The organism is Peribacillus sp. JNUCC 23 (assembly GCF_053653995.1).
Genome location: NZ_CM132202.1, coordinates 4,439,046 through 4,457,884, shown reverse-complemented (window position 1 = coordinate 4,457,884; position 18,839 = coordinate 4,439,046). Strand labels below are relative to the sequence as shown.

Annotated in this window: 20 protein-coding genes; 18 read left to right on the top strand and 2 right to left on the bottom strand. The window is 39.4% G+C overall.

What is annotated here, in order from left to right; all coding sequences use genetic code 11:
• Positions 1 to 4 precede the first annotated feature (4 nt).
• Together murA and spoIID are read left to right on the top strand one after the other, a co-directional pair.
• Positions 5 to 1,309 carry a UDP-N-acetylglucosamine 1-carboxyvinyltransferase gene (murA, locus tag JNUCC23_RS21225; protein ID WP_062185430.1) on the top strand — a complete coding sequence of 435 codons (1,305 nt, stop codon included), beginning with the start codon at positions 5 to 7 and terminating at the stop codon, positions 1,307 to 1,309.
• 549 nt (positions 1,310 to 1,858) lie between these two features.
• Entirely contained in the window at positions 1,859 to 2,881 is a 1,023-nt protein-coding gene (gene spoIID, locus JNUCC23_RS21220) for a stage II sporulation protein D (protein WP_454213475.1), read from the top strand.
• Between the two features lie 248 nt (positions 2,882 to 3,129).
• On the opposite strand, the gene JNUCC23_RS21215 is transcribed toward spoIID, so the two are convergent.
• Positions 3,130 to 3,561, bottom strand: coding sequence for a VanZ family protein (locus JNUCC23_RS21215; RefSeq protein WP_454213473.1), 432 nt, complete (start codon positions 3,559 to 3,561; stop codon positions 3,130 to 3,132).
• Positions 3,562 to 3,980: 419 nt separating this feature from the next.
• Here JNUCC23_RS21215 and JNUCC23_RS21210 point away from each other — a divergent pair, with 419 nt between their 5' ends.
• The 9 genes from JNUCC23_RS21210 (at position 3,981) to JNUCC23_RS21170 (ending at position 11,005) form a co-directional block, all read left to right on the top strand.
• Positions 3,981 to 4,838 (top strand): peptidoglycan DD-metalloendopeptidase family protein, encoded by an 858-nt coding sequence (locus tag JNUCC23_RS21210; protein WP_454213471.1) that lies wholly within the window; start codon positions 3,981 to 3,983, stop codon positions 4,836 to 4,838.
• A gap of 525 nt (positions 4,839 to 5,363) precedes the next feature.
• Complete coding sequence (spoIIID, locus tag JNUCC23_RS21205) at positions 5,364 to 5,639, top strand: sporulation transcriptional regulator SpoIIID (protein ID WP_028393454.1); 276 nt, start codon at positions 5,364 to 5,366, stop codon at positions 5,637 to 5,639.
• Between the two features lie 319 nt (positions 5,640 to 5,958).
• Positions 5,959 to 6,960 carry a rod shape-determining protein gene (mreB, locus tag JNUCC23_RS21200; protein ID WP_403075966.1) on the top strand — a complete coding sequence of 334 codons (1,002 nt, stop codon included), beginning with the start codon at positions 5,959 to 5,961 and terminating at the stop codon, positions 6,958 to 6,960.
• 489 nt (positions 6,961 to 7,449) lie between these two features.
• On the top strand, positions 7,450 to 8,283 hold the full coding sequence (locus JNUCC23_RS21195) for a flagellar hook-basal body protein (RefSeq protein WP_403076226.1): 834 nt from the start codon (positions 7,450 to 7,452) through the stop codon (positions 8,281 to 8,283).
• Between the two features lie 28 nt (positions 8,284 to 8,311).
• A complete protein-coding gene (locus tag JNUCC23_RS21190; protein ID WP_454216166.1) occupies positions 8,312 to 9,151 on the top strand; it encodes a flagellar hook-basal body protein in 840 nt (279 codons plus the stop codon).
• Between the two features lie 94 nt (positions 9,152 to 9,245).
• Positions 9,246 to 9,497: a DNA-directed RNA polymerase subunit beta gene (locus JNUCC23_RS21185; protein WP_062185445.1), complete on the top strand. Its 252-nt coding sequence runs from the start codon at positions 9,246 to 9,248 to the stop codon at positions 9,495 to 9,497.
• A gap of 53 nt (positions 9,498 to 9,550) precedes the next feature.
• The gene (gene fabZ, locus JNUCC23_RS21180; protein ID WP_062185447.1) at positions 9,551 to 9,982 is read left to right on the top strand and encodes a 3-hydroxyacyl-ACP dehydratase FabZ; all 432 of its coding nucleotides are present in this window, start codon (positions 9,551 to 9,553) and stop codon (positions 9,980 to 9,982) included.
• A gap of 168 nt (positions 9,983 to 10,150) precedes the next feature.
• The gene (locus tag JNUCC23_RS21175) at positions 10,151 to 10,459 is read left to right on the top strand and encodes a hypothetical protein (RefSeq protein WP_454213469.1); all 309 of its coding nucleotides are present in this window, start codon (positions 10,151 to 10,153) and stop codon (positions 10,457 to 10,459) included.
• A gap of 102 nt (positions 10,460 to 10,561) precedes the next feature.
• On the top strand, positions 10,562 to 11,005 hold the full coding sequence (locus JNUCC23_RS21170; RefSeq protein ID WP_403075960.1) for a hypothetical protein: 444 nt from the start codon (positions 10,562 to 10,564) through the stop codon (positions 11,003 to 11,005).
• Between the two features lie 253 nt (positions 11,006 to 11,258).
• On the opposite strand, the gene JNUCC23_RS21165 is transcribed toward JNUCC23_RS21170, so the two are convergent.
• Positions 11,259 to 11,699 (bottom strand): YwpF family protein, encoded by a 441-nt coding sequence (locus JNUCC23_RS21165; RefSeq protein WP_062185451.1) that lies wholly within the window; start codon positions 11,697 to 11,699, stop codon positions 11,259 to 11,261.
• A gap of 288 nt (positions 11,700 to 11,987) precedes the next feature.
• Here JNUCC23_RS21165 and JNUCC23_RS21160 point away from each other — a divergent pair, with 288 nt between their 5' ends.
• The 7 genes from JNUCC23_RS21160 (at position 11,988) to nikC (ending at position 18,744) form a co-directional block, all read left to right on the top strand.
• Positions 11,988 to 12,350 carry a single-stranded DNA-binding protein gene (locus tag JNUCC23_RS21160; RefSeq protein WP_062185453.1) on the top strand — a complete coding sequence of 121 codons (363 nt, stop codon included), beginning with the start codon at positions 11,988 to 11,990 and terminating at the stop codon, positions 12,348 to 12,350.
• An 18-nt stretch (positions 12,351 to 12,368) separates the two neighbouring features.
• Positions 12,369 to 12,659, top strand: coding sequence for a hypothetical protein (locus JNUCC23_RS21155; protein WP_403075955.1), 291 nt, complete (start codon positions 12,369 to 12,371; stop codon positions 12,657 to 12,659).
• A 309-nt stretch (positions 12,660 to 12,968) separates the two neighbouring features.
• Complete coding sequence (locus tag JNUCC23_RS21150) at positions 12,969 to 13,979, top strand: ABC transporter ATP-binding protein (RefSeq protein ID WP_454213465.1); 1,011 nt, start codon at positions 12,969 to 12,971, stop codon at positions 13,977 to 13,979.
• Positions 13,954 to 14,922 carry an ABC transporter ATP-binding protein gene (locus tag JNUCC23_RS21145; RefSeq protein ID WP_403075947.1) on the top strand — a complete coding sequence of 323 codons (969 nt, stop codon included), beginning with the start codon at positions 13,954 to 13,956 and terminating at the stop codon, positions 14,920 to 14,922. Before JNUCC23_RS21150 ends, JNUCC23_RS21145 begins: the two co-directional genes overlap by 26 nt.
• A 49-nt stretch (positions 14,923 to 14,971) precedes the next feature.
• Positions 14,972 to 16,579, top strand: a complete 1,608-nt coding sequence (locus tag JNUCC23_RS21140) for an ABC transporter substrate-binding protein (RefSeq protein ID WP_454213463.1) — start codon at positions 14,972 to 14,974, stop codon at positions 16,577 to 16,579.
• 248 nt (positions 16,580 to 16,827) lie between these two features.
• The gene (locus tag JNUCC23_RS21135) at positions 16,828 to 17,832 is read left to right on the top strand and encodes an ABC transporter permease (protein ID WP_062185463.1); all 1,005 of its coding nucleotides are present in this window, start codon (positions 16,828 to 16,830) and stop codon (positions 17,830 to 17,832) included.
• A gap of 12 nt (positions 17,833 to 17,844) precedes the next feature.
• Positions 17,845 to 18,744, top strand: coding sequence for a nickel transporter permease (gene nikC / locus JNUCC23_RS21130; RefSeq protein ID WP_454213461.1), 900 nt, complete (start codon positions 17,845 to 17,847; stop codon positions 18,742 to 18,744).
• The last annotated feature ends 95 nt before the right edge of the window (positions 18,745 to 18,839 follow it).

Sequence of the window (18,839 nt, the reverse complement as noted above, 5' to 3'; positions counted from 1 at the left end):
ACTCTTGGAAAAAATCATCGTCCGCGGCGGTAGAAGGCTTAGCGGAATTGTTAAAGTAGAGGGAGCAAAAAATGCCGTTTTGCCGGTTATCGCCGCAACACTATTGGCTAGTGATGGAAAAAGCATTATTAAGGACGTTCCAACGCTCTCCGATGTATATACAATTAATGAAGTATTGCGCAACTTGAATGCTGAGGTTGCCTTTGATAATAATGAAGTTACTGTAGATGCATCTAGAGGGCTATTAGATGAAGCGCCGTTCGAATATGTTCGAAAAATGCGTGCTTCTGTATTGGTTATGGGTTCTTTACTAGCAAGAAATGGGCGTGCTCGTGTAGCATTACCTGGTGGATGCGCAATCGGTTCGCGTCCTATTGACCAGCACTTAAAAGGCTTTGAAGCAATGGGTGCGAAAGTGAAAGTTGGAAATGGCTTTATTGAAGCTGAAGTGAATGGCCGACTCAAGGGGGCAAGAGTATATCTTGATTTCCCAAGTGTAGGGGCAACAGAAAATATTATGATGGCTGCAACACTTGCAAAGGGTATAACTGTGCTCGAAAACGTTGCCAAGGAACCAGAAATTGTGGATCTTGCTAACTTCCTGAATAAAATGGGAGCAAAGGTTAAAGGTGCAGGAACAGGTACATTGAAAATTGAAGGTGTAGAAAAGTTATACGGTGCTGAACATTCAATCATTCCAGACCGCGTTGAAGCTGGTACATTCATGGTAGCTGCTGCAATTACGGGTGGTAATGTCCTTGTCAAAGGAGCAGTTCCAGAACATCTCACTTCTTTAATTGCAAAAATGGAAGAAATGGGTGTCGAAATTCACGAAGAATATGAAGGGTTACGTGTAATTGGTCCAGACTCTTTAAAGGCTATCGATATTAAAACGATGCCTCACCCAGGATTTCCAACTGACATGCAGTCACAAATGATGGCATTGTTGTTGCAAGCTAAGGGAACAAGCATGATTACAGAAACAGTATTCGAAAACCGCTTCATGCATGTTGAAGAATTCCGTCGTATGAATGCAAATGTTAAAATTGAAGGCAGATCGGTCATCATAAATGGACCATCCAATCTTCAAGGAGCAGAAGTAGCAGCTACCGATCTACGTGCTGCAGCGGCTCTTGTTTTAACAGGCTTGGTAGCTGAAGGGGTAACACGTGTAACGGAATTAAAGCATCTTGACCGCGGCTATGTGGACTTCCACGGTAAATTAGCAGCTCTAGGGGCAGATGTTGAACGTGTAAACGACGAACATACAATTGAAATTAAAAACATTGCAGCAGATTTGAATGCATAATTGATAATAGTGGCTGGACTTTGAATGTGAAGTCCAGCTTCTTTTTTTTGTTGTCCAATGCTTGCAAATGAGTTTGGCTTAATCTATCCACGGCTGTAACACTCCACAGATGAAAGTTCCTCTTCCACTAACTTTATGACTTCCCTGCTAAGCTAAGCGATGATTCCCTAGGTTTACTTTACTCCCCAACTTGATCAAAATACCCACCAGAATGGAACAAAACGAAAGCCTTATGAAAGGAAAACATTTTTTCGTATTGGTATAAGTAAACTTCTAGAAAAATAGTGCATAGTTACGGCTAATAAGCTATGAACATACTAAGATAGTTTCAAAATAAAGGTCATAATTGCTTGTCCCAACCCATATATTTGTCATGAGAGAAGGGGAGGTGTGGGAACGTAGGACTCTCCCATTCGAAAGATAAAGTGAAACTTCTATCAGCGGGATGCAAGTCCCCACTGATAGTTAGTTGAACCGGGATAAAATGATAGAGGACTCGTTTCTGCCACAATTCCACCTTCAATGCATACAAAGGGAGGCCCAGGAATATTGAGAGCATTTAAGCCGATCATCACACTATTTTTAACTGTAGCATTTGTTACACTTATGATCCCTGCATTACTTGTGCTTCCATTTTCAAAAGATAAAGAGGGTGGTAAATTATCCGAAGCTGTGGAGCAACCCATAGAAAATGTTGACACAACAGAGGTGTCAGGTGTAGATGTCGCTGTGTATCGATCTGCCGAAGAAGAGATTCAAACGATTCCGTTAGAATCATACGTTGTCGGTGTGGTGGCAACAGAAATGTATGCAGATTTTGAATTAGAAGCATTAAAAGCTCAGTCTCTGGCAGCGAGGACGTATATTGTGGATTTGTTGCTGGCAGATAATGTTGTTGGAGTACCAAAAGGAGCCGATGTGACAGATACGGAATTGCACCAGGTGTATCGAAATGATGCGGAGCTGAAGAAATCGTGGGGTTCCGATTATACATGGAAAATCAAGAAGATTAAAGATGCGGTAAATGCGACAAAAGGGCAAATTTTAACGTATGATGGCAAACCGATCACAGCGTCCTTCTTCTCAACTAGCAATGGGTATACCGAGAATTCAGAAGATATTTGGACAAGTGCTTATCCTTATCTAAAAAGTGTGGCAAGTCCTTGGGATAAATCATCACCGAAGTTTTATAATAATGAAACGATATCCGTAGCTGATTTTCAAAAAAGATTAGGTGTTAAACTGCCAGCAGGAAATGAAATCGGTACTGTAAAGGCTCGTACAAAAGGAAATCGAGTAAGTAAGGTGGTTATAGCAGGCAAAGAACTAACTGGAGTGGAAGTTCGTGATAGCTTGGGCCTGAAATCAACAGACTTTACTTGGGAGCGAAAAGGCAAGAACATTATCATTACGACAAGGGGTTTCGGTCATGGAGTTGGAATGAGCCAGTACGGTGCAAATGGAATGGCTATAGAAGGGAAAAAATCTGATGAAATTGTAAAATATTATTATCAAGGTGTTACGATTCAGCCTTCGAACGCAATATTGAATACCATCACAGCAAAAAAGTAAGGCTAGGCTAAACAATATGATTGGTAATTAGATCTTTGGCCGCACAAGCTTTTCAGTCAGAGCTAAAGGGGCCAAAGATCAACAACGTCAGAGAAAGTGAAATCTCCTTCACTGACGGTTAGTTGAACCAATCAATCGGACCTTTACGTGCAGTTGTCCCCCCACTTATCTCCTTTGTTCCTCATAAGCGTGAGATAAAATAGCAATGAAATAAAAAAAGGCTGTCTCAAAAGCCAAGGATCAAATCCTTATGAGACAGCCTTTTTCGTCATTTTTTCAATGATTGTAAGAAAACCACGATGATGCTTGAAATAGTGATAGCGTACATGGAAATAAGCGGCTAACACGCCAATTACATCTTTGACAACATCAATAAGGCTTGCTGAGCGGGCAGGTATGAAGGATTGGTGTATTTCATCACAAACGCCATACAAACACGCTAAAATGGCAGCTAGGATACTCCAGGAGCTGGTTAATTTACTATGAGCAGCAAGAGCAGCAGCGAACAGTATATAAAGAATCGCAAATTCAACCAAATGAAGAGCTTCCTTGATGAAATGATCGACAGAAGAGGATGGAAGATCGAGAATTAAATCATCAGGCTGACTAGACATATACCAAATAGCTCCCATATAAACAAACGGCAGAACCGTCAAGAATAGCTTCAAGAATTTTCTCATGAATGAATACTTCCTTTAGTAAGTGATTGTTGCCATTGTATCAAGAATTTTCTTATAGGGAAAGAACAAAGCGTAAGCGACTTGAAAAAGGCGGAATGGCGAAATTCCATAAAAAAACATATTTTTCATCTTACGAAACCGTACCATTACCACACGTATCACACTAAACTCGCCTCATCACAATGGCAGCGGTGCGCAGCTGAATTTTGAAGTACTTTCTATAATAAAATCAGTTAGTTGCTAATTAGACTAGAGATATTTAGAAAGTAGCGAAGCCCGACTCCCATACCCTTAAAGGAATGAAATAATTACCATGCATAAAAAATTCAAGTTAAACAAAAAATAAATCTAAAAAAATTTTATGGCAGATGTATATAATTGCAGCAATCTGTTCAGAATGATTGCTGAGGTGATTAATTATGAGAGAGGAAGAAAACAAACCAACTTCCAAAAAGTCCATTCTCCGACGTATTCAGAATAAACGTTGGGCATTACCAGCAATTTATATCGCAAGTGCCGCATTGATTTTGGCCGGTGCCATTTGGGCACAGAACAGTTTTAACGATTCAGCTGACAACTCAACAGATAAAGAAGAGGCAACTGGATTAGGCAATAACATGGAAGAGCCTGCGATTGAAGTAAACAGCCATCTTGAAAAAATTAACATGCCGATAGCGGATTCCCAACTCGCGGTCATTAAGAAAGAGTTTTATGACAAAGAGGCTGACAAAGAAAAACGTGCTGCTGCATTAGTCTTTTATAATAATCGTGTTATGCAAAACAAAGGACTGGATATCGCAGCTAAAGACGGTGGTGCATTCGATGTTGTAGCTTCTTTAAGCGGGAAAGTAAATAAAGTTAAAGAAGATTCTTTGCTTGGAAATGAAGTAGAAATTGAACATGAAAATGGTGTGACTACTCGTTATCAATCTATTACAGACATTAAAGTAGCGGTTGGCGACAAAGTGAAACAAGGTGCTGTGATTGCCAAAGCAGGTAGGAGTCTCTTGAATGAAGAGGCTGGAACACATGTCCACTTTGAAATTCGCCAAGATGATGTTGCTTTAAATCCAAATGCTATTTTCGGAAGTCAGTTGGCATCCCTTGAAACAAAGGACGAAGCTGCTGATAAAAACCCAAGTGGTGTAAGTGAAGAAGAAGATCCAGCGAATTCGGATTCTGAAGCAATTGAAGACCCATCTGACGCAAAATCTAGTGACGATCATACAAAAGAAGATCCTTCTGATTCTGAAATGGGTAACACTGAAGAAGGCTGATAAAGTGAAACTTCTATCAGTAGGGTTGTTCTGCATCTCCCACTGATAGTTAGTTAAAATTTCCATGTATGGAGTTTGTTCACTCCATACATGAGTTCGTTAAACTAAACTAAATGAATCAAAACAAAATGGTACGACCGTAAACAACAACTGAAAATTTGGTGAGATCCCTATCATAAAGATGGGGATTTTTTATATGGCTATCTTAACCCTTTCTTCTTTTACAAAATCCCTTTATTTCTGACAAATTTCTCGGGAAATAATTTGAAAGCACGCATTAACTTTTGGAAAATTACGATAAATATTTCCGGAAGTTGTTCTAAAGTGTGCATATATCTTCATCCGTACTAATAAACTGATACAAACCATACAAAGAGAGTGTTTGAGGTGAGTAGTCGTTTAAATCTAATGATAAATCCAGTTGAAGATATATGAATCGATAATTTCCGGGGCAACGGTCGTTTTTAAGCCAAAAGCGAATCTCATTTCACACTTCTCACATCCAATTTAGGGAGGTCGAGTGGTGTGCACGATTACATCAAAGAAAGAACTATCAAGATAGGAAAGTATATCGTGGAAACAAGAAAAACTGTTCGTGTGATTGCGAAGGAGTTTGGTGTATCCAAAAGTACAGTCCATAAAGATTTAACCGAGCGATTACCTGAAATTAATCCTGAATTGGCCAATGAGGTGAAGGATATTTTGGATTATCATAAATCTATCCGGCATCTTCGAGGTGGAGAAGCAACAAAGTTGAAATATAAGCGGTCAGAGCGCGAAGAGGAAATATTGAAAAGATAGCTTTTCCCTCATTAACGGGACTAACAATCAGTGGGGATGAAGAACCCCCCACTGATTGAAGTTTCACCTTATGTAAAAATAAAACCGGTATTTGCTATCCTGATTCAGTTTCGGTGGTTTAAAAGGGAAATACTTAGTAAAAAGTGTTACCTTTTAAGAACCACGGGAAGCGGGGTATGACAACAAAAACCGGTTTTTGTGATGCGTAAAAAAAATTCCCATTTCAAGGATATAGACCTACCTTCCACCTTTTCAATATGTTAAAATAAACAATTAGGAGTAAGTAGGCTTTTATGAGGATTCAAGGAGGATTTAAATCATGTTTGCTAGGGATATTGGAATAGATCTCGGAACAGCTAATGTGCTGATCCATGTCAAAGGTAAAGGAATTGTGTTAAATGAGCCATCCGTATTAGCCATCGATAAAAATACGAACCGTGTATTAGCGGTCGGTGAAGAAGCTAGAAAGATGGTTGGTCGTACACCAGGAAACATCGTTGCGATTCGCCCGTTAAAGGATGGAGTCATTGCTGATTTTGATGTAACTGAATCGATGCTTAAGCATTTTATAAATAAGTTAAATGTTAAAGGATTTTTATCGAAACCAAGAATTCTAATTTGCTGTCCAACTAATATCACGAGTGTTGAGCAGAAGGCCATTAAAGAGGCAGCTGAAAAAAGCGGAGGTAAGAAAATTTACCTAGAAGAAGAGCCGAAAGTGGCGGCAATAGGAGCGGGGATGGATATTTTCCAGCCAAGCGGAAATATGGTCGTTGACATTGGCGGAGGTACAACAGACATCGCAGTCCTATCTATGGGGGACATTGTAACCTCATCGTCCATAAACATGGCGGGCGATAAATTTGATAATGAAATTTTGAATTACATCAAACGTAAATATAAACTGCTCATTGGTGAAAGAACGTCAGAAGATATCAAGATAAAGATCGCAACTGTTTTTCCTGGATCGCGGAAGGAAGAAATTGATATTCGTGGACGTGATATGGTTTCTGGATTGCCTAGGACAATTACTGTTCATTCTGAGGAAATTGAAGAGGCACTGCGTGAACAAGTTTCTATTATTGTCCAAGGTGCTAAGAGCGTTCTAGAACGCACACCACCTGAATTATCAGCAGATATTATTGACCGCGGCGTTATTCTTACAGGTGGCGGAGCCCTTCTGCACGGAATTGACTTATTGCTAGCAGAAGAATTGAAAGTCCCAGTACTAGTCGCAGAGAATCCTATGGACTGTGTAGCGATTGGAACGGGAATTATGCTGGATAATATGGATAAATTACCACGCCATAAATTTGGTTGATTCAATAGAAGCGCACACTTTTTGTACCTTCATTTTGACGGGACTGAGGATTCTCGGTTCCTGTTTCTTATTCGAAATCGAGTTATAAAACCTACGAAGTTTTTTTAACCAATTCCTTTACAATTGACGATTTTAATGCCTCAAGCAGTCCTACTATAATTAGTATTAAGTTACCCTAGAAACCTTCCGATATAGTAAATAGACATATGGAACAACAACCATAAGACTGTTTAGAAAAAAATATTCCAGATAGCTGAAGATTACAGCTTTTTGTATGAAGGACATGGGGATGGGTCTTCGTGACTTATACATATAGCTAGCCTGCTTAGCAGGTATACTTATAGTATCGAGAAAGCATCCGAAATTCAGGCTTCGCACCGCTATCATTGTGATAAGGTGAGTGTAGCGTGTTTCATGGTCTATCCTTCATAGTAACTAGTGGCGTTTGAACGCCATTTTAGATTTTGTATATATCAGAGGTGATCAATGATGTTCAGAGGATTTTACACAGCGGCTTCCGGAATGCTTACTCAACAAAGGCATGCGGAAATGTTGACGAATAATTTATCAAATGCGAACACGCCTGGATTTAAAACAGACCAAGCAAGCGTGAGGTCGTTCCCTGAAATGCTTATGCAACGAATAGGTCAAAAAGCGACAACACCAAACGGGAAAATCAGTTTACCAATTTATTCACAGGTGGGCTCTCTCAGTACAGGTGTCTATATGCAAGAGGCGACGCCCTTGTATACGCAAGGTGACATCCGAGAAACCCAATTAGCGACCGATTTGGCGATTGTTAATGGGAACCTTCCATTGAATCAGGAAAATGGCAAACCAGGCACGCTTCTCTTTGTTGTTGAAAATAGTGTGGGTGAAGCGCGTTACACGAGAAATGGGAACTTTACATTGGATGGCGCTGGATACTTGACCACAGCTAGTGGAAATTATGTGCAGGATGTCAATAATAACCGAATTCGCGTGAATAGCGAGAACTTCTCCGTCAGTGAAGAAGGCATGATTATAGAAAACAACCAACCAGTAGCCCGCATTGGAGTTGCATTCGCAAGGGATCCTTACCAACTCATTAAAGAGGGAGACGGATTATTCCGTGCAGAAGGAGCAAGGCTTGCTAACGCCTATAATACTGCAGGTGTATCGTTTAATTTAAAGCAGGGCTATTTGGAAGGGTCTAACGTCGATCAGGCGCAAACAATGACTGACATGCTTACTACTTATCGTACGTTTGAAGCGAATCAGAAAATATTACAAGCATACGATAAAAGTATGGACAAGGCTGTCAATGAAATTGGTAGGCTCTAAAGAATAAGGGGGAAATATAGTGAATCGCATGATGATTACATCAACTAATACACTCTCTCAGCTTCAGCTAAAATTGGATACGATTAGCAATAATATAGCAAACGTGGATACAACAGGCTATAAACGGAAAGAAGCAAATTTTACGGATCTGCTTGTACAGCAATTCAATAATCAAACAACTGCGTCTCAGGAAATCGGGCGTTTGACGCCAAATGGAATACGCCAAGGAACAGGGGCCAAACTTGGTCAATCACAACTTATCCTGACACAAGGTTCATTAAAAACGACGAATCGTAGCCTAGATGCCGCCTTTACAAAGCCGGATTTGTTTTTTAGTGTACGTGTTTCAGATGCAAATGGAGAAAACATACGCTATACACGTGATGGAGCCTTTTTTATGACACCTGTAGATGGAAATGATCATCAAGTTATGCTTGTTACGGGTGATGGGAATTCTGTTCTTGATGAATTCAACCGCCCAATTGTTGTAAACGGGAATGTAACAGATATTAGCATGTCCGAAAATGGACAGATTAAGATAGAGACGAGTGATCGAGGAACACAAACCTTTGAGTTAGGCATTGTGTCTGTTAAGAAGCCGCAATTTATGGAGCAGCTAGGCGGTAATGTATTAGCACTCCCCTCAAATTTTAACCAATTGAATATGAATGCAGAAGATATTTTGACATCATTAACAGGCGGCTTGCGCGGCGAGATTTCTATGACACAAGGAGCGTTGGAAGGCTCCAATGTAGACTTGTCGAAGGAAATGTCTAATCTGATTATGGTTCAGCGACAATATCAATTCCAATCAAGAGCGATTACAATGGCTGATCAAATGCAAGGAATAGTGAACAGTATCAGATAAGTGAAACATCCATCAATAAAGATCAAGCCGCTGATTATTATGGGGGCATAACGGCCTGTTAAACCGGGATAAAAAGGAGCTATTGTACACAAGCATGGAAGAAAAAACTTTAACCAGAGATGATTTTAAACAGAAAAAGGAAAATAAGGAACAGACGAAACGAAAAATTCGAATCAGACTGTTACCGCTTTGGTTCAGGGTGTTACTTGTTACAGTATTGATTGTTGTATCAGTAGTCTCCGGATCAATTGTCGGCTATAGTATGATGGGTGGCGGAGCAATGGTTGATGTATTTAAAAAGTCAACCTGGACTCACATTTTTGATTTAGTATACAGCGAGAAATAGAGGGCCAATCCAGGTCAACTGGTGATGGCTTTTCTTATAAGGAGGAAAAAGGAATGCTTGATATTAATCAAATTAAAGAAATTATTGCGCATCGCTATCCTTTTTTATTAGTGGATCGCATAATTGAAGTGGAAGATGGAAAACGTGCAGTAGGCTTGAAAAACGTTTCAGCAAATGAATCTTTCTTTAATGGTCATTTCCCTGAGTATCCAGTCATGCCTGGTGTGCTTATTGTGGAAGCACTTGCTCAAGTAGGGGCAGTAGCGATGCTTAAGCAAGAGGAATATAGAGGGAGACTAGCCTTTTTTGCTGGAATTGATAACTGTCGTTTTAAGAGACAAGTCGTTCCAGGAGACCAATTAAAACTTGAAGTTGAAATCACGAGAATGCGTGGTTCTATTGGCAAAGGAAGAGCAGTGGCCACTGTAGATGGCGAAATTGCTTGTGAAACAGATATTATGTTTGCCTTTGGAGATAAATCATAATAGTAGAGTAACAAAGGGTACGGATAAAGATTCCGTGCTCTCTTTTTTTGTCCGCGAGAGGAAAATTTGGAAAATGTTACTTTTATAGAAACGAGAGAAATTCCCTTTTTCGGGTATTCTAAATAAGGACCATTAGAATATGGCTCACAACATAAGGAGGAATACAACATGGTGAAAAAAAGAATATTAGCTTTGCTTGGGTACTCATTTTTATCAATAATGATGTTAGCGGGATGTGCGACGAACGATAACAATAATCCTGCTCCTGAAAAAGATAATGTCCCAATGGATAACAATGTAAATGAACCAGGGAATGATGTTGCTCCAGATTTGGACAAAGACATAAATCAAAAAGAAAATAATCTTAAAAATGATGTAAAAGATGGAGTAGATAACAACGACTTAAATGGAACAGATACGAATATCAATGGAGATACAAATATGAATGGTACACATAAGCATGAAGATAACAAATAGTTTTTATTAAAACAGGTGGTAATCTCCGCCTGTTTTGTTTCGATTCTATAACGAAAATAATTTAATTGTTATAAATGATTCCTTTTACTGGCGATATTTGATATGATTTTAGCAAGAGCAGAGGAGCTAAATGTAGGAGGTCCATTTTATAAAATGTTAAAAGATCTTTCACCAGGAGTAAAAATAAGTATAACTCGCTCTATATCAATTACTTTTGAGCAATATATGAACAAAATCAACTGGAATGAAAAACAGTTTGATTATGAAGCGTACATGGGCGAATGGAAAGAATACTTAAATAAATCAGCTACTTGGTATGATAAGGTAAGCAATGATATAAAAGCGAATTCGGAGTTTCATGAGGAATTAGCGGTGAAAATTAATGAAACGATTAATAAGATTCTTTCAGAAAAACCGAAGAAAGAGCAAATGGAAGAGATAGAACGACTGCAAAAACTTACGAAAACAGAATATGATTATACTTGTCGCGCGGAAGCTCGTTTTGTCATAGAGAAGCTCACAAGGGAATTGACAAACTCCAAATAAAAAAGTCATATTGAAGCACTTATATCCTTTCGTAAATTCCCTCTGCAAACTTGAACGAATGAGACATGTCAACAATATGTAAATGAAAAAAGCAAAAGCAAAGAGTTCTTTGCTTTTGCTTTTTTCATTGGCTTTTGCCAGTGAGGAGTTACACGCTTTATGAGGTTGTTCAAAAAGCCCGGTAAAAAAGCTTGCGAATTGCACCAAAGCTCTGTCTTTTCTCGAACTTCTCGGCTCTTTTTGAACACGCACTTTATGATTTTTTTGTAGTGATAAATGGAGGCTGAGAAATGATTTTTTCTTTGAATTGCGTAAGTAAGTCCTCGCCGGAAATGCCTTTGTCGATTAAATCCTCAAGAAGTAACTCTGCATACTTACTACGGGCTCTTTGCAAATGACCTTCAAATACGATGCTAACATGGCCATCAACTTCTTTGATTGAACGGAGGACAGTGTCAAACGCAGCAGGGCCATTCTCTTTTTTTGTGATGACAGCCTGAACAGTCACTTCGCCATTCAATAAAGGCAGTACATGCTGAATTTTATCGAAATATGGTTTAGGTAAAAAGGCTTCGAGAATCCACGTATTTAAATCATCTTCTTTGTTAATAATCAATCCATCTGTAAGCCCCACATTAAATAGTTCATTTCGCTCAGTTACAATTTGTAGTGAAATTAATTTGAATGATTTCATGCCATTCCTCCATTCTTCTTATGCATAGAAACTTTCCTTATTTTTGCTTATTATAACATATCTGAAAATGAGGAACGAATCATAATCTAAATGAGATTCGACTTTAAAAAAGTGAGGAAATGTTGAAAATCTAGTTTTGGCTGTAGAAGTGCGTTGAAAATAGGATTTTTAAGCGAGATATCAATAATAATCAACAAAAAAGGCGTATCAAAATGCAGATTTCGCGGTTTTTCTTTTACAATAAATTTATGTATGATGGGTACAAATAGATTGGAAGGAGATGAGAATGTGATTAATCAAGTAACTTTAGTCGGCCGGTTAACGCGAGATCCTGATCTGCGCTATACAGCCGAGGGTAAGGCAGTCTCTACCATTGTATTAGCGGTAAACCGAAATTATCGTAATCAAGCAGGAGATTTTGATGCAGATTTTGTTCAATGTACGCTTTGGCAAAAAACGGCCGAGAATACAGCGAATTATTGTCAAAAGGGCTCAGTTATCGGGGTTACAGGAAGAATTCAAACGAGAAAATATGATAACCAAGAAGGAAAGAAAGTCTATGTAACAGAGGTAGTCGCAGAAGCAGTAAGATTCCTTGGTCCGAAACCAGCAAATAAGCAGCAACCAGAATTTGAACATATTAAAGGATAACGGTTATTGAGGTGAAATATGACAAGAAATAGCTTTCAATTTGGTAATTTTTTAAAAGAAGACAATCAGACGATTTATCCATTTACAGCTGCACCCCTACACTACAATCACCAGCAAATAGAACGCATCGAACAAATTATGGGCGATTTAATTCGCTATATAGCCAAGACCCAAGCCAAAACTTCAAAAAATGAAAGTCACCTCGCAGAAATGGAATCGCGCTTAAATCGTTTTAACACGCAATATATCTATTTATCGGAACAATATGCAGTACTTCAACAACGACTTATTATACTTGAGAATAAATGATCTATACATGTTTAATTATATAGAAAAACCTTTATCACATGTATGCTAAGGGACTACTGGTTTAGTAATCCTCGTAAGACAAACCCCGATTAACTTCGAAAAATATGATTGATTCCTCTAATGAGCCTCAAATATGGACTGCATTTTGCAGTCTTTTTTTCGTTTTTAACCAGATTATCTAATTTTTTATTATAGATATGCAAATAATTAAAATATTCTGAAATATAGATTGTTATTTTTTCGTATTAATGCAATAATTCAATTAATTAACTGGAAGAAATGTTATTTATTTATAAAGGAGGGAAATTCGTGGAATCTCCAATGATTGAAGTGAAAGATTTGCAGACAAGTTTTCGAACGGATACTGGAGAAATTCCAGTGGTGAATTCCGTAAGTTTCCATCTTGAACCTGGCGAAGTATTGGGAATTGTCGGAGAGTCAGGCTGTGGAAAAAGCGTGACTTCTTTATCAATCATGGGACTTGTTCCCACGAATACTGGAAAAGTACAGGGTAAGATTCAGTTTAAAGGAGAAAATTTAGCTACTGCATCTGAAGCGAGAATGAGGAAGATTCGTGGGAACGAAATTGCCATGATTTTTCAAGAACCAATGACCAGTTTAAATCCATTATTTACGATAGGAGAACAATTAACAGAGTCGTTAAGAATACATAGGAAATGGAATAAAAAACAAGCAAGAGCAAGAGCTATAGAAATGATGAAACTGGTCGGACTGGGGAGGGCAGAAGCGTTGATGGATGAATATCCGCATCAACTTTCTGGCGGAATGAGACAACGGGTCATGATTGCGATGGCGATGATTTGTGAACCGGAATTGTTGATTGCGGATGAACCAACTACCGCACTTGATGTTACGATTCAAGCACAAATTTTAGAATTAATGAAAAAATTGAATCGAGAAACGAACACGGCAATTATGATGATTACCCATGATCTAGGAGTCGTTGCAGAGATGTGTCAGCGGATGGTTGTCATGTATGCTGGGAAAATAGTTGAAGAAGGAGATGTTCCTACTGTTTTCCAGAGTCCGAAGCATCCGTATACGGTCGGATTGATACAATCTGTACCTGACATGCGTGAAAAAAAGGAAAGATTGTATTCAATACCGGGGCAGGTGCCAAAACCAGGTAGTCAAAAGCTAGGCTGTCAATTTGCTCCGCGTTGTACGCATGCAATGGATCGTTGTCTAAGCGAAGCCCCTCCGCTACAGCCATTCAATAATGGTCAAAAAGTGCGTTGTTGGCTATATGGAGACGGGAAAGGGGCAGACATTTATGACTCAGCCATTAGTTCAAGTTGAAAACCTGAAAATGCATTTTCCTATTAAAGGTGGGATTTTAGGAAAAACAGTAGGTTCTGTAAAAGCGGTTGACGGCATTTCTTTTTCGATAAAAAAAGGAGAGACACTTGGACTTGTTGGTGAAAGCGGTTGCGGTAAATCGACGACTGGTCGGATGATTCTCAGACTCCTTGAACCCAGTGATGGAACTATTTATTTTGAAGGGAGAGACATTACGAAGCTCTCCACCAATGAAATGAGGAAAACGCGTAGTGAAATGCAAATGGTCTTTCAAGATCCATTTGCCTCGTTAAATCCCAGACATACCATTGGAAAAATTCTAGAGGAGCCACTAATTGTTCATGGTGTGAAGGATAGGCAGGGAAGAAAGCAACGTGTGCAAGAGTTATTAGAGGTTGTTGGACTTAGTAGTTATCATGCGTCACGCTATCCTCACCAGTTTAGCGGTGGGCAGCGGCAGCGGATTGGAATAGCTAGAGCACTTGCCATTAATCCAAAGCTAATTATCGCAGATGAGCCGGTATCTGCTTTAGATGTATCCATTCAGTCACAAGTGTTGAATCTACTTCAAGATTTACAAAAAGAATATGGATTAACGTATCTATTCATCGCGCATGACCTCGGCGTTGTTCGTCATATTAGTGATCGTGTAGGTGTGATGTATCTTGGGCAGTTAGTGGAAATTTCGGAAAGTGAAGACTTATACCGAAATCCGCTTCACCCTTATACACAGGCGCTATTATCCGCGGTACCTATTCCGGATGTAACTTACAAGCAAGAACGAGTTATTCTCCAAGGCGATGTTCCGAGTCCGGTAAATCCGCCGAAAGGCTGCCCGTTCCATACAAGATGTCCAAAAGCAATGGAGCTGTGTTCGAATATAAGACCTGAATTAAAAGAGCTTGAACAAGGTCATCACGTAGCTTGTCATTTATATGACTAAGTATACGTAGACATAGATTAGTAAAATAAAAAATCAATGGGGGAAAATCATGAAAAAGACAAGCTGGATCGTATTAATTTGTATTCTTGCACTTTCGGCTGCGCTCGCTGGCTGCGGAAAAGCTAAAGAAAGCAGCACAAGCTCAGGAGATTCAAAGGCAACCGGAGGGACGCTTATTTATGGCCGAGGAGCAGACTCTACCGCACTTGATCCTGCGATAACGACAGAAGGGGAATCGTTTATCGTCACAGAACAAATTTTTGAAACACTTGTAAACTATAAAAAGGATAATACAGAAATTGAAGCAGGACTTGCCGATACATGGGACGTTTCTGAAGATGGATTGACTTATACATTCCACCTACGCGAAGGAATCAAGTTCCACGATGATACTGATTTTAACGCTGAAGCAGTTGTAAAGAACTTTCAACGCTGGGCACAGAGTAAAAATGAAGCAAAGTTTGCTTATTATGCATCCATGTTTGGCGGTTTTGAAGGTGACGAAGGTCATGTAATTAAAGAAGTGAAAGCACAAGATGAGCATACGGTTGTATTTACACTAAACCGTCCGCAAGCGCCTTTCTTGAAAAACTTAGCCATGAGCATGTTTGCGATTGCAAGTCCTACAGCATTAGAGAAATCTGGTGATGCATTCACGAAACATCCTGTAGGGACAGGCCCGTTCGTCTTTAAATCTTGGAAACCAGGCGATATGATTGAAGTTGTGAAAAATGAAAATTACTGGCAAGATAGTCTTCCGAAATTGGATGGCGTTAAATTTAAAGTAATTAAAGATAACTCTGCTCGACTCAATTCATTAATTAAAGGTGAAATTGATTTAATGGATGGGCTTAACCCTAGTGATCTTGGTCAGGTAGAGGGAGACAGCAAGTTGCAGGTGTTCGAAAGACCGTCTATGAACGTCGGCTATCTTGGTTTTAACACAGAGAAAGCTCCATTTGATAAAAAAGAAGTTCGTCAGGCCATCAGTCATTTAATCAATAAAGAAGAATTAATTAAGAGCTTCTATGAAGGTACTGCAGAACCTGCCAAAAATCCAATGCCGCCATCTATTAGTGGCTATAACGATGACATTGTAGATTATGACTTTAATGTGGACAAAGCAAAAGAATTATTAAAAGCTGCAGGACTTGAAAATGGCTTCGAGATGGATCTATGGGCAATGCCGGTTGCAAGACCATATATGCCTGAAGGACAAAAAGTAGCAGTAGCGATTCAAGCTGCTTTGAAAGAGGTTAATATTACAGCAAATATCGTTACATTTGACTGGGGTACGTATATTGAAAAAGTGCAAGCTGGCGAGGCACCCGTCTATATGCTCGGATGGACTGGGGATAATGGTGATGCAGATAACTTTATTTATACACTTTTAGATAAAGATAACATTGGTTCAAACAACTATTCACGTTATAGCAATGATGAATTGCATGATATTTTAATCCAAGCACAATCAAATCCTAATGAAACAGAACGTATTGAGCTTTACAAGCGAGCTCAAGAAATTATTCACGAAGAAGCTCCCTGGGTTCCAATTGCACACTCTAAGCCGCTTCTCGCAGGCATAAAAGAAATTAAAGAATTCACACCGCACCCAACGGGAACACAATCTTTTATCGATGTAACTGTAGGGGAATAATATGAAAATGGCTATTGATCTAGGAATTTAGAGATTGATTTAGGCCGACATATCAGAGTGAAGCGCATTCTAATTTTTATAGTACGATATCTATCAAGAGGAACAAGGAGTATGGTTGCAACATGCTCCTTGTTTTTCGAAAAAATGTGAAGAATAAATTTCAACGAGACTAATATTCAGATAAGGCTTGGGTCAACTAAATACTCTATCTAGAAAATATTTAGATGCCCAAAGAAGAGGTGGTCATTTTGTTTTCTTTTACAGTTCGGCGTCTAGGTGCGTTAATTCCAGTCCTACTGGGAATGGCGTTTATCGTTTTTATGATGGTCCGTGCAATTCCGGGTAATCCAGCCCAGCTTATTTTAGGTCAACAGGCATCGAAGGAAGCAGTTGCTGCTTTGACAAAGGAGCTCGGTCTGGATCAACCTTGGTACATGCAATTTTTTGGTTATTTAGGTGGCCTATTTTCCGGAGATTTAGGTGTTTCTTTAAAGACAAGCACCCCAATTGCTGAGGAAGTCTGGCCATATTTAGCAGCAACAATAGAACTTGCCATTATCGCTATGATCATAGCGGTCGTAATTGGAGTGAATGCTGGAATCATATCTGCATGGTTTCAAAATTCCTGGTTTGATTATATCGCGATGATTATCGCGCTTATCGGCGTCTCTATGCCAATCTTTTGGCTTGGATTAATGGAACAATATATCGTTGCGATTCAATGGGATCTGTTACCTACAACGGGTCGAGATAATATCCGAGATCCAGTTGAAGCGATTACGAACTTATATTTACTTGATACACTCCTTCAAGGAAGGTTTGATCAATTCTTTGAAGTGATCCGCCACTTAATTCTTCCAAGCATCGCTTTAGCAACGATTCCGATGGCCATTATTGCGCGGATGACACGTTCATCCATGCTGGAGGTCATGCGTTCAGACTTTATTCGAACAGCTCGTGCAAAAGGGATGAGAATGTTCTGGGTGGTTTATAAGCATTCTTTTAAAAATGCCTTAATTCCAGTCGTGACTGTCATTGGTTTGCAGACAGGATTGCTTCTTGGCGGAGCCATTTTGACGGAAACCATATTCGGATGGCCTGGGATTGGCACCTATATTTACGACGCCATTAACTACCGGGATTATCCTGTCGTTCAATCTGGGATTTTAGTGATTGCCTTTATCTTTGTCATCATAAATTTATGTGTCGATTTATTATATGCTGCAATCGATCCAAGAATTAAGTATAAGTAGGAGGGACGTGACATGGCAGAACTTGTAAACAACAAATCCCCGCTCGCAAGGCAGCCTGTAGAAGATACAGCCATATCTCCATGGAAAGAAGGGTGGAGAAGTTTTAAAAAGAATAAAGTAGCTGTTATCGGGTTATTAATCGTTGTGTTTTTCATCTTAATGGCTCTGTTTGCAGATTTACTTGCACCATATTCATATGAGTCTCAGAAACTAGCAGATAAACATTTATCCCCTTCAGCTGAGCATTGGTTTGGTACAGATGAATATGGTCGAGACATTCTAAGTCGGATCATTTTTGGTGCTCGTTTATCGCTTTGGGTCGGATTTGTCTCTGTAGCTGGCTCCGTGATTGTAGGTCTCGTACTAGGCCTTCTCGCTGGCTATTATGGAAAATGGGTAGATATGATCATCTCGCGAATTTTTGATATATTACTAGCATTTCCTAGTATCTTGCTTGCGATTGCGATTGTTGCTGTACTTGGGCCATCTCTTAGGAATGCTCTAATTGCCATTGCGATCATAAATGTACCGACATTCGGCAGGTTGATTCGTTCAAGGGTGCTTTCGGTAAAAGAAGAAGAATATATTTCAGCGGCGAAGGCAGTTGGAATGAAAGATGGTCGGATTATCTTCCAACATGTTCTCCCTAATTGCCTTGCTCCAATTATTGTACAAAGTACGTTGGCAATCGCGTCAGCAATCATTGAATGTGCGGCACTCGGATTTTTAGGTTTAGGTGCACAGCCCCCAACTCCAGAATGGGGCCAAATGCTAGCGGAATCTCGCGCATATATTCTTCAAGCACCTTGGACTGTCTTATTCCCGGGGGTGGCTATCATGCTAACTGTACTTGGCTTCAATTTAATGGGAGATGGATTACGAGACGCGCTCGATCCAAGAATGAAGAACTAATTAGAAAAGTCAGCCGGATATGGCTGACTTTTTCTGCTTTTCTATAAGGTTGAATGGGACTGAAACTTGTTTTGCACGTAATTTTCATTCCGGCA

Excerpts from the sequence above, each read along its gene's own strand:
- JNUCC23_RS21215 (WP_454213473.1), bottom strand. The coding sequence starts at position 3,561 with ATGAGAAAATTCTTGAAGCTATTCTTGACGGTTCTGCCGTTTGTTTAT.
- JNUCC23_RS21210 (WP_454213471.1), top strand. The coding sequence starts at position 3,981 with ATGAGAGAGGAAGAAAACAAACCAACTTCCAAAAAGTCCATTCTCCGA.
- mreB (WP_403075966.1), top strand. The coding sequence starts at position 5,959 with ATGTTTGCTAGGGATATTGGAATAGATCTCGGAACAGCTAATGTGCTG.
- JNUCC23_RS21195 (WP_403076226.1), top strand. The coding sequence starts at position 7,450 with ATGTTCAGAGGATTTTACACAGCGGCTTCCGGAATGCTTACTCAACAA.
- JNUCC23_RS21190 (WP_454216166.1), top strand. The coding sequence starts at position 8,312 with ATGATGATTACATCAACTAATACACTCTCTCAGCTTCAGCTAAAATTG.
- JNUCC23_RS21185 (WP_062185445.1), top strand. The coding sequence starts at position 9,246 with ATGGAAGAAAAAACTTTAACCAGAGATGATTTTAAACAGAAAAAGGAA.
- fabZ (WP_062185447.1), top strand. The coding sequence starts at position 9,551 with ATGCTTGATATTAATCAAATTAAAGAAATTATTGCGCATCGCTATCCT.
- JNUCC23_RS21175 (WP_454213469.1), top strand. The coding sequence starts at position 10,151 with ATGGTGAAAAAAAGAATATTAGCTTTGCTTGGGTACTCATTTTTATCA.
- JNUCC23_RS21170 (WP_403075960.1), top strand. The coding sequence starts at position 10,562 with ATGATTTTAGCAAGAGCAGAGGAGCTAAATGTAGGAGGTCCATTTTAT.
- JNUCC23_RS21165 (WP_062185451.1), bottom strand. The coding sequence starts at position 11,699 with ATGAAATCATTCAAATTAATTTCACTACAAATTGTAACTGAGCGAAAT.
- JNUCC23_RS21155 (WP_403075955.1), top strand. The coding sequence starts at position 12,369 with ATGACAAGAAATAGCTTTCAATTTGGTAATTTTTTAAAAGAAGACAAT.
- JNUCC23_RS21145 (WP_403075947.1), top strand. The coding sequence starts at position 13,954 with ATGACTCAGCCATTAGTTCAAGTTGAAAACCTGAAAATGCATTTTCCT.
- JNUCC23_RS21140 (WP_454213463.1), top strand. The coding sequence starts at position 14,972 with ATGAAAAAGACAAGCTGGATCGTATTAATTTGTATTCTTGCACTTTCG.
- nikC (WP_454213461.1), top strand. The coding sequence starts at position 17,845 with ATGGCAGAACTTGTAAACAACAAATCCCCGCTCGCAAGGCAGCCTGTA.